Consider the following 13,350-nt stretch of genomic DNA (forward strand, 5'->3'; position numbering starts at 1 on the left):
TGCCAGCCGATCCGGGCACCTCAGCGGCGGTCCCTCAGAGCGCGGACGCAGCCCAGCGCGGGTCGAGGGCGTAGTCCGCGAGGCGCTTCTCGAGCGCGGCGCGCACCTGACCGGGAGCGTCGTCGCCCACGAGCAGACGGAACCGGGCGTCGCTCCGATCAGCGACGTGCGCGAGGATCTCCGCCGCCACCTCGGCCGGAGGCGTGCCTCCCTGCGGACCGTCGGTCGGCCAGGGGACCTCGGCCGCTCCGAAGAGCTCCCGCCGCAGGTCGTCGTACTCCGGCATCGGCGCCGCGAACCGCATGCTGCCGCCGGCCCAGTCGGTGGCGATCTCCCCGGGCTGCACGAGCGTCACGCGGACGCCGAAGGGGGCGACCTCTGCGGCCATCGCCTCCGTCCAGCCCTCGAGGCCCCACTTCGCCGCGTTGTAGACCCCTAGCGTCGGCATCGTCCCCACCGCGCCGACGGTCGAGATCTGCACGATGTGTCCGGACCCCTGCCGCCGCATCACAGGCAGCGCGGCCCGGCAGAGCCAGAGCGGACCGAGCAGGTCGACGTCCAGCAGCTCCCTCACCTCGTCCTCGCCCACCTCCTCCGCCGTTCCGATGAGCCCGTAGCCCGCGTTGTCGACGAGGACGTCGAGGCGCCCCTCGATCGCCGTGGCCGCGTCGACGGCGCCGGCGGCTGCGGAGGAGTCCGCGACGTCGAGCCGGTGGACCTGCAGCCGCTCGTGCTCGGGCAGGGAGTGCGCGCCCCGGACCGCGGCCAGGACGCAGTGGCCCTCGGCGAGCGCCGCGAGGACGAGCGCACGCCCCAGCCCGCGGGAGGCTCCGGTGATCAGCCAGGTCTGTCGAGTGGTCATGCCTGCACGCTACTCCGAACAAGACGCTCCGTCTCGTTTCGCAGTAGGATCAGAGAATGGCCACCAGCAGGACACGGCAGCGCGTGCACGCCGCCGTGCTCGACCTCGTCGGGACCGAGGGGCTTCCGCGCCTGACGATGGAGGGCGTCGCCGCCCGCGCCGGAGTCGGGAAGCAGACCCTCTACCGCAGCTGGCCCTCCACCGGTGCGATCCTCTTCGACGCGCTCCTCGCGCGGAGCCTGACTCCTGACGGGGCCGTCGCCGTCCCGGACTCCGGAGATCTGCGCGCCGACCTGCTCCTCCTGGTCACCGGCACTGCCGCCGAGCTGAGCGACCCAGTGGCCGAGCCGCTCCTGCGCGCGGTGACCGCTGCGATCCAGACCGACACCGAGCTCGCCGCGCAGTACCGCACCCTGCTGCTCGAGCCCCAGCTGAGCGCGATCGCCGCGCGTCTCGCGAGTGGAGGAGCGGCCGACCCCTCCGGCGCGGCGGAGCTCCTGCTCGGCCCGATCCTCCACCGATGGCTCCTGCGGAGCGGCCCCTTCACCGGCACGTGGGTCGAGCGGCACGTCGACCGGGTCCTGCGAGCGCTCCGCGCCTGACGCGTCCCCACCGACCGGCCGGCCTGCCGGGGCCGCATTCCAGCTGCGCCTCTTGACCGGCGGCGCCGCAGGGAGTCGGATGAGGGCGTGCGCGCGCTGGTCCCCGTCTCCGATCCGTGGTCCGTCGACGGGAGCGGGCGGACGGATGACGGACCGGTCGACGACCTCTCGGTGCGCGCCGAGCGGGACGGCGGCTCGTACTCGGTCCGGACGCTGCGGCTGACCGGTGTCCGCCTCGGGCCGCGCGGCTCGGTGCACGGAGTGGTCACCGATCCGGTCGCGACGGCCGCGCTCGCGATCGGGTCGCTCCTCCTCTCGCTGATCTCCGCCGGCCTGCCCGTGGACCGGACGCGAGCGGCGATGGTGGCGGCGGAGGCGCGGGCCCAGGAGCTGGCCGCCGACCGGCCCGCGTGGGACGTGAGCCCCCTCCCCCTCGACGGGATCGACTACGCGCTCTTCACCCGGACTGTGCCCGAGGGCGCCGTCGCCCACGCCGACCTCGGCTGGGCCGTCGTCGCACTGTGGAGCACAGGCCCGCTCCCCCGGGGCCCCTTCCACCTGCTCGAGATCCCCGACGAGCCCGTCCCGCGCTGAGTCGCCCGGATCGGCTCGCGACACGCCGCATCGGGGAGCCGCTCCGGGCGATTCAGCGAACGGATCCGCGCAGGGCGGCGCGGGATCACGCGCCCGCGACCGTGGAGCCGCGCACCAGCAGCTCGGTCGGCAGCAGCGTCACGCGCTGCACCTCCTCGCCGGCCAGGAGGCGCACCAGCACGTCTGCCATCGCCTCGCCGAGGCCCGTGGAGGGCTGGCGCACCGTGGTGAGGCGCGGCTCGCTCGCCTCGGCGAAGTAGTCGCCGTCGAAGCCCGCGAGCGCGATGTCGCCCGGCACCGTGAGGCCGCGCTCGCGCAGCGCCGTCAGGGCGCCCGCCGCCATCTGGTCGTTGGAGGCGAAGACCGCGTCGATCGGCCGGCCGGAGTCGAGCAGGCGGCGCATCGCGGTCGCGCCGTCCTCGGGCGAGTAGTCGCCGTACTCGACGAGCGAGTCGTCGAGGCCCGCGGCGGTGACGGCCGAGCGCCAGCCGGACAGGCGGTCGATCGCGGCGGGCATGTCCTGGCGGCTCGCGATCATCGCGGGGGCCGTGCGGCCGAGGCCCAGGAGGTGCTCGGTGACCGTGCGCGCCGCTCCGGTGTTGTCGACGTCGACGAAGTAGCTGCCGCCCTCCTCCGTCAGCGGCCGCCCGCCGAAGACCACGGGGAGCGAGGCGCCGAGCTGCGCGTAGGAGTGGTCGCCGCTGTGGTGCGAGACGACGAGCGCGCCGTCGACGTTGCCGCCGAGCAGGTAGCGCCGCGTCTTCTCGGGCGCCGCCTCCGACGCGATCACGATGGTCAGCGTGTACTCGGTGCCGGCGAAGGCCATCGCGGCGCCCTGCACGACCGAGGCGAGGAACGGATCCGCGAACACCTTCGCCGCCGACTCCGGCACCACGAGAGCGACGGTCTGCGTGCGGCGGCTGGCGAGGGAGCGGGCGGCGCGGTTGGGCACGTAGCCGAGCTGCTCGATCGCGGCGAGCACGGCCGTCCGGGCGCCGTCCTTCACGCGCGGGGAGTCGTTGACGACCCGGCTGACCGTCGCGCGGGAGACTCCGGCCAGCGCGGCGACGGCTTCGAGGGTCGGGGCGGCCGAGGCGGTGTCGTGGGTCATGCAGGCCTTCCTCGCGGGTGCCTCCGAGGCTAGCCGAGCGCCGGAGGAGCGGGACCGTGGAGGGCGTCCTCGGCGCGAAGGGGCGCGGATCGCGGCCATTCGGGGGTGATGCGGGCCGCCGGACCGGGCCGATGGAGCGAGTCCGCGGCGTGAGAGGGCGCGGATCGCGACCGTTCGGGGTGGCGTAGCGCGGTCGGGGGCGCCGCCTCGGCGATGGCCGACACGACCGGCGCGCAGCGATCGATCGCCCGCCGCCGGCAGCAGGCCGCCCCCGTGACGGTCAGCGCCCGCGACGGAAGCGCGCGAGGAGGCTTCGGAGCCGCTCGGCCTGCCGGTCGGTGAAGTCGTTCGACAGCCGGAACGCCTCGCTCGTCGGGTCCGCCCCGTTCGCGACATCGCGGATCGCGCGCAGCGCCTGCTCCGACGGCGTCGGCCCGTCCCCCGGACGCGGCTGCGCCGGCCCGCTCGAGGGGTCCTCGTCGCGCGGGTCCTTCGGCTCCATGTCGCCTCCTCCGCGCCAGCCTAGGCGGCGGGAGGTCCGGCCAGGAGGCCCTAACGGGGCGTGATCGGCGGGACCCTGCGCGGCAGCGATCGGGATGCGCCGAGCACGACGACCGTCCGGGTCGCGAACCCGCCGGCCGCTCAGTCCACGGCCTTATCTTTCCCCGCAGCCCCCGACCCCCGGACCCGGAGCACCACGGCCCCGGGCCCGAGGCCCCCGTCCCGCGGTCCGATGTCCCCCGACCCGGTCCCGCGGGAGTCTCCGGGCCTCAGCCCTTCACCGCTCCGCTCATGATGCCCGCGATGAGCTGGCGTCCGGCGAGCAGGAACAGCACCAGCAGCGGGATCACCGAGAGCACGGCGCCGGCCAGCACGATCGAGTAGTCGACGTAGTAGCCCGACTGCAGCTGCGCGAGCGCCGTCTGCAGGGTCGGGTTCGTGGGGCTGAGGACGATCAGCGGCCAGAGGAAGTCGGTCCACGCCATCATGAACGTGAAGAGCCCGAGGATCGCCATCGCCGGTCGCGCGGCAGGCACCGCGACGGTGAGGAACGTCCGGAACTGGTTCGCTCCGTCCACGCGCGCCGCCTCGATCAGCTCGTCCGGGATCACGTCGACCAGGTACTGCCGCATGAAGAACACGCCGAACGCGGTGACCAGCGTCGGCACGATCACGGCGCCGAGCGAGCCGGTCCAGCCGAGCTGCCGCATCAGGATGAACAGCGGGATGATGCCCAGCTGCGTCGGGATCGCCATGGTCGCGACGACTCCGATCATCAGGCCGTCGCGCCCGCGGAACCGCAGCTTCGCGAAGGCGTAGCCGGCGAGCGTCGAGAACGACACGACCGAGAGCGTGATGATCCCCGAGACGATGACGCTGTTCAGCAGCGCCGTCCAGAACGGGATCGCGGTCAGCACCTGCGAGGCGTTGGCGAGGAAGTTGCCGCCCGGGACGAGCGGCAGGGTCTCGCTGCGGGTCGCGTTCGAGCCGCTCGCCACGACGAACGACCACCACAGTGGGTAGGTCGAGCCGAGAATGAAGGCGCTCAGCAGTCCGTAGGTGAGGAAGCCGGGCCGGTCGACGCGGCCTGCGCGGGAGGCGCGGACGCGGCGCACCGGGAAGGCGGCGGAGGTGGCGGGGGCGGTCATCGCTCGCTCTCGTTCTGGCCGAGGCCGGTGGTGGTGAGCAGGGGGTCCGCGGCGGCGATCTCGTCCGCGGTCGCGGGGCGGGCGGAGCGCCGCTTCGAACGCTGCGAGATCCGGTTCTCGACGGAGGCGATCCGCCGCGAGATCGCGAAGTTCAGCAGGCCGATCAGCACGATCAGGAGGAACAGCAGCCACGCGATCGCGGCCGCCTCGCCGAAGTTCTGGCGGAAGAACGCCATCTCCCAGAGGTAGAGGACGGTGGTCTGGAACTGCCGGTCCGACCCGCCGATGCCGCCGGCGTTCGACACGTCGAACAGGCGCGGCTCAGCGAAGATCTGCAGGCCGCCGATGGTGGCGGTGATGATCACGAAGATCAGGGTCGGCCGGATGCTGGGGATCGTGATCGAGCGGAAGCGGCGGAACGCGTTCGCCCCGTCGATCGCCGCCGACTCGTGCAGCTCGCGCGGCACGGCCTGCATGGCGGCGAGGAGGATGAGGGCGTTGTAGCCGGTCCAGCGCCAGTTGACCATCGTCGCGATCGCGACGTGGCTGGCCAGGCGGTCGTTGGTCCACTCGATCGGGCTGATGCCCACGAGGCCGATCAGATTGTTGATCAGGCCCTCCTGGTCGCTGAACACGCTCGAGAAGATCAGCGCGACCGCCACCGGCGAGACGATGTACGGCAGCAGGACGCTCATCCGCCAGAAGGTGCTGGCCCGCAGCGCCTGGTCGAGGGCGGCCGCGAGCAGCAGCGCGACGGCGAGCTGCGGGATCGTGGAGAGCAGGAAGATGCTCAGCGTGTTGACGATCGAGTTCCAGAAGAAGCGGTCGCCGAGCACGGCCGCGAAGTTCGCGAACCCGACGAAGTCGCCCTGGCCCTGCAGCAGCTGCCAGTCGTAGAGCGACACGACGAGCGTGTAGACCAGCGGGAACGCTCCGGTCAGCGCGAAGAGCAGGAAGAACGGCGAGATGTAGAGGTAGGGCGAGGCCTTCACGTCGAAGCGGCTCACGCGCTGGCGGAAGGTCAGCGGGAGTCGGGGCGCCGGGCGCCGCTTCCCCGCGGGGGGCGTCGCCGTGGCCGGCGGGGTGAGTGTGCTCGTCATGGCGCTCTCTTCGAGGTCGAGTCGGAGTCGGAGGGGATGCGGCGGGGCCGGAGTCTCTCGTGCGGCGGGGCCGGCCGCGGGCGGCGGGGCCGGAGAGGCCTCGGCCGGCGGGCGGCAGCGTTTCTCCCGTGCGGCGAGGCGGCCCGGGATGCGGGCGGCCCGGCCGCACGGGGACCGGGAGGTCCGGTGGCGGCCGGACCTCCCGTGATGGTGGGGCCTCGTCCCGGAGGCGTCAGCCCCCGTGCGTCGGCCCGACCGGATCAGTCGACGAGCTCACCGAGGAGCTGGAGCGCCTCGTTCCAGCCCTCCTTGCCGTCGATCTCGCCGCGGTCGACCTTCTGCAGGACCGGTCCGAAGACGTTCTCCTGGATCAGCGAGTCGTCCGGGCCCTTGTACTGGGCGACGACGCCCTCGGCGCGCTGCGCAAGGATCGCGCCGGTCGGGGAGTCGTTCATGCCGGGGTCGGGAGCGGTCGCCGAGGCGAGCTCCTTCTGCGCGTCGAGGGTGCTCGGGAACGGTCCGGCCGCCTCGAACGCCTTCAGCTGCTGCTCCGGCTCGCTGAGCCACGACGCCAGCGCGGCGGCCTCGGCGGGGTGCTTCGACTGGGTCGGAACCGAGAGGAACGAGCCGCCCCAGTTGGCGGGGCCGCCGGGGAAGACGTCGGCGAAGTCCCAGCCGGTGGCCTCGGCGTTCCCGCCGCCGGCCTCGACGTTGCTCTTCAGCGTGCCGAACATCCAGCCCGGGCAGACGAAGGTGGCGAAGGTCTGGTCGGTGAACGACTTGCCCTTGTTCCAGTCCCACGCCTTCTGCGCGGCCGAGAGGCCGGAGGCGGTGGCGTCGGTCAGCTGACCCCAGCGCTCCTCGAGCTCCGGGTTGCCCTCGACGTTCAGCTCGCCGTCGGAGGTGTAGTACCCCTCGGGCAGCTGGTTGACCATGGCGTTCCAGACGAATCCGGAGTGGTCGAACCACGCCTTGCCGGTGGCGTCGTGGTACTTCTGGCCGGCGGCGAAGTAGTCGTCCCAGGTCGCGTCCGGTCCGCCGAGCATCTCGGCGACGGCGGCGCGGTCGGTGGGCATGCCGGCGGCCTCGAAGGCGGCCGTGTTGTAGCAGAGGCCCTCGGGTCCGATGTCGGTGCCGTAGCCGATGACGCGTCCCTCGGGGTCGGTCGCCTGCTCGTACTTCCAGTCGACCCAGTCGGCCTTGCGGTCCTCGATGCCGTGGTCGCGCAGGTCGACGAACTGGTCCGAGACCTCCATGACGGAGCCGAGCCAGCCCTCCTCGATCGCGACGACGTCGGCGAGTCCGGAGCCGGCGGCGAGCTTGGTGAACGCGTCGGTCCGCGCGTTGCCGCCGGTGTCGATGTTGTTCGGGACGATGGTGATACCCGGGTTGGCGTCCTCGTACTCGCCGTAGAGCTCGTCGAAGCCCATGGCGTTGAACGTGGTGACGGTCAGCTCGATCTCGCCGCCCTCGGAGGCGTCGGATCCCGACGAGCATCCGGTGACGATCAGGGCGAGGGCCGAGGCGCCGGCGATCGCCGCGGCGATCCTGGTGCGTCGTGAATAGGGCACGGTCACTCCTTCGTGATGGTGGTGGGGCACCCCTGCGAGCGCTCTCACGCGTGCTGTTCCGCGTATGTGAGAGCGCTCTCACGAGGTGTGCGGCGAGCTTACGCACGCCCCCGCGAAGAGGTCAAGCGTTTTCGAGAGAGCGCTCTCATCGAATTGATGGTCCGCGCCCAGCCGCGCGCCTCCCCGCCGCCCTCGCCCCCGCGAGAACGCAGAAGTCGCGGTACTCGAACGCGAGTACCGCGACTTCCGTGGACTCACCGCCCCCTGCCGATCGAGTAGCGGCTACTCGACCAGCAGGGCCGACCTCAGCCCACCAGCACCGCGAAGCCCTGCGCGGGCAGCTGCACGGACACGGCTCCGGACGGCGCCGTCTCGCTCACGAGCGCGCCGTCCTGCGAGTAGACGCGCAGGGTGCCGGAGCCGCCCGAGACGCCGATCGCCGTGGTGCGCACCCCGTCGGTGGAGTTGCGGATCAGCTCGGTGCGGCCGCCCTCTCCTCCGACCACGAGGCGCGTGACCAGAGGTCGCACCAGCATGGCGTCGAGGCGGGTCGACGACGCTGAGCACCAGCACCCGGCCGCGCTCGGCGAGCACCCGCTCGACCCCCGAGATGAAGGAGGGGAAGAACGGATCGGCCGCGATGACCGCCGGGTCGCGCGCCACGACGAGGCCCACCGCGAACGAGACGCTGGTGGAGAGGGAGCGGGCCGTGAGGCTGGGCCGGTAGCCGAGCTCGGCGGCCACGCGGAGGATCCGCTCGCGGGAGTCGGGCGAGACGCCCGGCCGGTCGTTGAGCGCGAACGAGACGAGCGCCTTGCTCACGCCGGCCTCACGTGCAACGTCGAGGATCGTCGGTCTGCCCGCCATGGGAGCTCCTTCGCTCGTCGCCGCGTCTGAACCGGTTTTGTAAACCGGTTCAGAGCACCGTGGCAGGGAGGCGGGCGGAGGAGAAGAGGGAGGTGGGTGAGGCGGTGCACGTGCCACCTGGAGCCTGTTTCCCGCCTGTCCCCGGTGCTGGGACGTGCACGCGTCGGCCGGTCGCTACGGTGTCGGACGCCTGTGCACGGGCCCCCGGGATGGCCGCCGAGCGAGTGGCTCCAGGCCGCTCACGGAACCGTCGAGCGACGGAGTCTGAGAGCCCTCCACGTCCCGACTCCGGCGCGTCCGCCTGGTGCTGGAGTGTCCCGGTGCCCGGTGACCCCGCAGGCACTCCCCCGACCCGAGAGAGAGAACGATCATGGCCCGCCCCCACTCCGCCAGCCGCACCACGAGCGAGCAGCGCACCGAGCACGCCGAGCAGTACTCGGCCGGAGCGCGCTACGCGTCGGAGGCGTTCGGCACCTTCCTCCTGGTCGCCGGCGGCGTCGGCACCGCGGTCTTCGCCTCCGCCTTCCCCGACTCCGGCAACGCGCTCGGAGTCGGCTTCCTCGGCGTCGCCCTCGCCTTCGGCCTCACCGTGATGGCCGGCATCTACGCTGTCGGCCACATCTCCGGCGGCCACTTCAACCCCGCCGTCAGCGTCGGCCTCGCCATCGCCGGCCGCACCGAGTGGAAGCACATCCCCGGCTACATCGTCAGCCAGATCCTCGGCGGACTCGTCGGAGCCGCAGTGGTCTTCCTCGTCGCCGCCGACGGCCCCGCCGGCTACCTCACCGCCGCCCGCGACGCCGGCTTCGCCTCCAACGGCTACGGCGCCGCCTCCCCCGGCGGCTTCGGCCTCGGCGCAGTCCTGCTGACCGAGATCGTCCTGACCGCCGTCTTCGTCGCCGTCATCCTCTCCGTCACCGCCAAGAGCGAGTACAAGGCCGTCGCGCCGCTCGCCATCGGCTTCACGCTGACCCTCGTGCACCTGATCAGCATCCCGGTGAGCAACACGTCGGTGAACCCGGCGCGGTCGATCGCCGCCGCGGTGTTCGCAGGGCCGGACGCGCTCGGGCAGGTGTGGGTGTTCCTGGTGGCGCCGATCGTGGGCGCTGCGATCGCGGGGGTGGGCACGAAGGTGCTGAACCGGCGGAACTAAGGGGGCAGAGGGGGCGTGCCGGGCTAGGCGCGTCCCCTTGGACGAGGGCACGTCGAAGCTCTCAAATCACCTCGCAGAGACATTGGCTGAAGCCGTGCTCCCTCAACCTTGTCCCGGCCGGAAGAAGAGCGATCGAGAATCGACCTGCTCGTCCGAAGGGCGAGACGACGACAGCGTGTCCGCCCTCGGCTCGCTCGAGGAACATCCCTTTCCCCGGATTCTTCAACCGCGACCTCGCTCCCCGAGGCGGCCTCGCTGGAGACGTGCCGATGGTGCATCCCTCCAGTGACGAGCGCGTCGAGGTGCACCCGACCGCAACGAACTGGCGTTTGTGCGTCAGGAGACTCACCCGCCGTGGCGCGGCTCCGCCTTGGAAACTCCCTTAGATGCACAGAGCGAGACGTCCCGCAACGAGACGTCTTCCCGAGACGGGCGCACGCGCGATCCTGTGAGCCCCAGCGAGTTGCAGGCGAGGCGACCGCGTGTCGCAATAGCCTGCCGTTTTGTACGACGGCGACGAGAAGCCGAGCAGCGGCGACTGTCTCCTAACGGAGAGCTGCGCGATCGATGCACCGCGCGGTAGTGCGCCATAGTTGCGAGGCCGGCGGCCTCGCGCGAGCACCCGGCGACGGGCGCAGGATGGCGCAGGCCAATGAGACGTCTCGATTCCCTGAAAATGCGAGAGACGTGCACCTGAGTTCTTTGCCACCTTGCTTCTGATACACCGGTACGGTTGTGGGTCCAACTGCCCAAGCGCCAGACTTGCGGATCCGTAGTGCGGGTTCGCTGTCAGGTTGCCAACTCGACGTGTACTTCAACCTGCTTTACCGTGTACCGCTGAACAGCACCGCCACGTGCCACCTCTGGATGGAAAAGCGCAATGTTGATGCCCTCGCTCACCGAACTTCGGTAGATCACCCCGTCGTATCCGCAATGCTTGATGAACTCGCAGAGGTGCTGGCTTGGAACATACTCGAATGGAGCGCTCTTAGGTAGGACGGGGCGCGTGAGCTCGTCGCCGAGACGTTCGAGGAATGGTATGTCTGCCAACAGCTGGACGACTTGATCGTCCTCGAGGCCAAACGGCGAGATCCGTTCTCGGGGACTACGAAGATCCACCGCCTTTAGTTCAGGGATAGAGAATTCCGCCACGGATGCTGCCTCAGCCGTGTGCGGACGAACCTCCGAGATGGAAGTACTCGGCGACGACCCGAGATACAGATACGGAATCCCCGCCGGGTTGGCTCGACCGTGCCCGGCATATCTTGGTGGTGGTGCGCCCATTTCCTCAAGAGTGTACAAGGTTTCGTCGTTCATAATGCGGGCGCGATGCCAACGCTCACTCAGCACTGAGGGGTCTTCGATGAGCAAGCTGAAAAGGTAGCGCAGCCTATCGTAGTCAATATCTTTGCTCAGGAACCAACGGTTGCCGTGCATCATTTCGGCGCGCAGGTCGTCCCATTTCGTCAGGCTTTGCGTGCCATAGCCTGCTGGCGGTCCGAAGGCCTTCCGGAAGAGGTCACCGCTGTCCAGCACATCCGCGAGAAGCTCTTTTGCATGAGCGTCGTCCTGCATAACGGGGTGATTGAACAGCGCCCAATCTTGGCGCAATATCTCTGGGAGGGACAGCCCGTTGTCAACGACCTCGTAAACGCCAACCAGCACTTCGAAGGCCTCCCGCAACTCTGTCGGTCGAACGAGGGCAGCCCCCGGTGTCCGGCAGTATCCACAGGTACCAGTGCCGACAACTAAATCAACTAGAACGTTGTCGCGCAAGTTCACGTCACCGAAGCAGGAAGCGCAACAGAATCGGTTAGGCATTTGCTGCGAGGCGGTGGTAGTTGGCAAGAGTCTCAAGATGGTGACGGATCGAGAGCTTCTTGACGTAGCCGAGACCCGGAAAGTGACCTGTCTCATGAAGGAAACGAAACTCTTCGAGCGCGGAGGTGTTCAGGAGTTTTGAAGTTCCCGATTCATACTTATTTACAAGCTTTTGAAGGGCTTGATGAAATTTACCCGCTGGGTCAGTGGGGGTATCATTGGTATCTGACTTAAAATGGTATACGAACATCGCATCGTCATTGTCCGGGTCGATGAAGGTCAGGTGGATTGCGACTGCGTAGGCGGGTCCGCCGCCCTCCGTGTACCGATCACCGACCGTAAGAAAATCTCCGTAACCCTGCGCTCCGAACTCTTCGTAGGTAATGTGCAGATCCGAAAACGGGTCTAACGGGTCGTAGTCAGCGTTTTTTCGCTGCACGAACCCATCCTTGACAAGCACACGCGTGCTGTTCTGGAAGTGACGTCGATATAGAGTGCTAGCCTGATCTTCGATAAAGACATTTGTCGTCTCACGCATTCGTTCGCCGAGTAGCGAGGCAAGCAGCTTTGGTTCGGTGAAGCCCGCGTGAATGATGGCTTGCGGGTGAGCAACATGGTAGTCCACCAGATATTTGGCCACCTCGGCGGACGTCTCGCTGAGGAGAAGTACGCCCGCCGAGATCGCGTCGTTGCCTCGGTAGTTCTGTTCGAGGAAGGAACTGATGCTGGTGCCGTCGGCCTTCATCTCTCCGTGCCGAGGGTTAACGATGACGATGGCGCGAGCCCCGGCATCTGCTAGCCCCCGCAGTGCACGTTCAAGGCTCGTCAAAGTCTCCCTCACCGGTTCAATGATGGGAACGAAGTTCGCGTCCGCAATAAGGGAGGCACTCTCGCGCAACGCGATGAGCTCAAACTGCTTACCTCGAAAGTAGGGGTGATACATCGGGTTCAACTCCAGGCGAGAGCGGCGGGAACTGACAATCTCGTTGCGTCGAGAAGTCTCTTTTCCGACGCTCCGCTCATCCTTGCAGTGAGCATGGCAGCGCGCAATGAAATTGGGATGGTTTTGATGAAATCTGATGCCGCGCTTTGGGAGCGGGTCATCTTAAGTGTTGCCACCATTTGCGTATGGATCACTGTCGGATCCAGCGGACTATACAAGTCGCGTAGGGCTCTGCGCATCTGCGTGTTTGGCACGTCCGGAGGCGTGATGTCGAGCGACCGAAGCACACGGTGCGCTTCGTCGACGCGCATTATCTCGAGTACAGCAAGCGGATCGGTGCGCGCAGCGTCGACCACGGCAGGGCGTTCGATCTGCAATGTGAACTTCTCCGACAGTATTAAGACCCCCACCCATTCGGGGATCTGACGAAATACCTGCTTCACGTGCGAAGGGCTGGTGACCACATTCACCGCAGCGAAAACCTCACCGTAGGCTTTTACCTGATTCGTCAGTCGCGTCAAAGAGTCACGTTCGGACTTGATCTCATAGGCTGTAGATGTGCCGTTGAGAACGACAACGTCTGCCTTGCATTTGCCGACACGGGCCTCACTAAGCATCGTAGCGGTTCGCAGGTTATGCTGGCCAAGCAGGATCTTCTGGGTGATAGCGGAGCGGTAAACGTATTCGTCTCGATTTCCCAACGAACGCAACAGGCTAAATGCGCGGTCGAAAACGTCACCGACGGTGGCATCGCTAGGCAAATGTGGACCCACGCCGGACTGAACCAGTAGCCGCGCGAAGAGTGCTGAACATCCGTTGCGACCAAGTTCTCGGATGACTGATGCAGAGAACATGCGGGTGAGGGCGGCCAGCTCAGATTTTCCGAGATTCAATGCCTGCCTCTTTCCGAGTCAACTTGATCCACGGCCTCGCCGCGGGCCAACTCTACCGTGGGTCTCTGGCGCCAAAGACGGAGCGCCACCTCAACCAACCTGGTCTGAGGAGAGCCAGCTTCCTGCCGCCAACCGCTGGGTCTGACCGTCTCGTAACCTACCGTTCTCAAAATTTACGCGACCC

General features: G+C 68.4%; 13 protein-coding genes and 1 pseudogene. 3 read left to right on the plus strand and 11 right to left on the minus strand.

From position 1 onward, the window contains the following. Positions 1 to 34: 34 nt before the first annotated feature. The gene (locus C5C50_RS09940; protein ID WP_258059797.1) at positions 35 to 862 is read right to left on the minus strand and encodes an SDR family NAD(P)-dependent oxidoreductase; all 828 of its coding nucleotides are present in this window, start codon (positions 860 to 862) and stop codon (positions 35 to 37) included. Positions 863 to 918: 56 nt separating this feature from the next. Here C5C50_RS09940 and C5C50_RS09945 point away from each other — a divergent pair, with 56 nt between their 5' ends. Together C5C50_RS09945 and C5C50_RS09950 are read left to right on the plus strand one after the other, a co-directional pair. Then, a complete protein-coding gene (locus C5C50_RS09945; protein WP_104232939.1) occupies positions 919 to 1,464 on the plus strand; it encodes a TetR/AcrR family transcriptional regulator in 546 nt (181 codons plus the stop codon). An 87-nt stretch (positions 1,465 to 1,551) separates the two neighbouring features. After that, positions 1,552 to 2,058, plus strand: a complete 507-nt coding sequence (locus tag C5C50_RS09950; RefSeq protein ID WP_104273367.1) for a hypothetical protein — start codon at positions 1,552 to 1,554, stop codon at positions 2,056 to 2,058. A gap of 85 nt (positions 2,059 to 2,143) precedes the next feature. Here the strand turns inward: C5C50_RS09950 and C5C50_RS09955 are convergent, their stop codons facing one another. From C5C50_RS09955 to C5C50_RS17305, 7 genes and pseudogenes are all read right to left on the minus strand, one after another. Beyond that, a complete protein-coding gene (locus C5C50_RS09955; protein ID WP_104223963.1) occupies positions 2,144 to 3,169 on the minus strand; it encodes a LacI family DNA-binding transcriptional regulator in 1,026 nt (341 codons plus the stop codon). A gap of 280 nt (positions 3,170 to 3,449) precedes the next feature. Further along, positions 3,450 to 3,671, minus strand: coding sequence for a hypothetical protein (locus tag C5C50_RS09960; protein ID WP_104225836.1), 222 nt, complete (start codon positions 3,669 to 3,671; stop codon positions 3,450 to 3,452). A 268-nt stretch (positions 3,672 to 3,939) separates the two neighbouring features. Continuing rightward, positions 3,940 to 4,818, minus strand: coding sequence for a carbohydrate ABC transporter permease (locus C5C50_RS09965; RefSeq protein WP_104223961.1), 879 nt, complete (start codon positions 4,816 to 4,818; stop codon positions 3,940 to 3,942). After that, a complete protein-coding gene (locus C5C50_RS09970) occupies positions 4,815 to 5,918 on the minus strand; it encodes a carbohydrate ABC transporter permease (protein ID WP_104273368.1) in 1,104 nt (367 codons plus the stop codon). Before C5C50_RS09970 ends, C5C50_RS09965 begins: the two co-directional genes overlap by 4 nt. Positions 5,919 to 6,178: 260 nt before the next feature. Continuing rightward, a complete protein-coding gene (locus C5C50_RS09975) occupies positions 6,179 to 7,489 on the minus strand; it encodes an ABC transporter substrate-binding protein (protein WP_104273369.1) in 1,311 nt (436 codons plus the stop codon). Between the two features lie 305 nt (positions 7,490 to 7,794). Further along, complete coding sequence (locus tag C5C50_RS17300) at positions 7,795 to 8,025, minus strand: hypothetical protein (protein WP_258063257.1); 231 nt, start codon at positions 8,023 to 8,025, stop codon at positions 7,795 to 7,797. Between the two features lie 190 nt (positions 8,026 to 8,215). Next, positions 8,216 to 8,356 (minus strand): annotated as a pseudogene (locus C5C50_RS17305) (LacI family DNA-binding transcriptional regulator); the annotation flags it as partial. A gap of 370 nt (positions 8,357 to 8,726) precedes the next feature. On the opposite strand from C5C50_RS17305, the gene aqpZ reads away from it, so the two are divergent. Next, the gene (gene aqpZ, locus C5C50_RS09985) at positions 8,727 to 9,509 is read left to right on the plus strand and encodes an aquaporin Z (protein ID WP_104273371.1); all 783 of its coding nucleotides are present in this window, start codon (positions 8,727 to 8,729) and stop codon (positions 9,507 to 9,509) included. 789 nt (positions 9,510 to 10,298) lie between these two features. Here aqpZ and C5C50_RS09990 read toward each other — a convergent pair. The 3 genes from C5C50_RS09990 to C5C50_RS16695 are packed head-to-tail and all read right to left on the minus strand — an operon-like array spanning position 10,299 to position 13,166. Further along, complete coding sequence (locus C5C50_RS09990) at positions 10,299 to 11,291, minus strand: RES family NAD+ phosphorylase (protein WP_219814094.1); 993 nt, start codon at positions 11,289 to 11,291, stop codon at positions 10,299 to 10,301. A 31-nt stretch (positions 11,292 to 11,322) separates the two neighbouring features. Continuing rightward, on the minus strand, positions 11,323 to 12,273 hold the full coding sequence (locus C5C50_RS09995; protein ID WP_104273373.1) for a sce7725 family protein: 951 nt from the start codon (positions 12,271 to 12,273) through the stop codon (positions 11,323 to 11,325). Between the two features lie 5 nt (positions 12,274 to 12,278). Then, positions 12,279 to 13,166, minus strand: coding sequence for a sce7726 family protein (locus C5C50_RS16695; RefSeq protein ID WP_146085882.1), 888 nt, complete (start codon positions 13,164 to 13,166; stop codon positions 12,279 to 12,281). Between the last annotated feature and the right edge of the window lie 184 nt (positions 13,167 to 13,350).

The sequence above is a fragment of the Rathayibacter sp. AY1D9 genome (genome assembly GCF_002932395.1).
In the GTDB taxonomy this organism is placed as follows: Bacteria; Actinomycetota; Actinomycetes; order Actinomycetales; family Microbacteriaceae; genus Rathayibacter.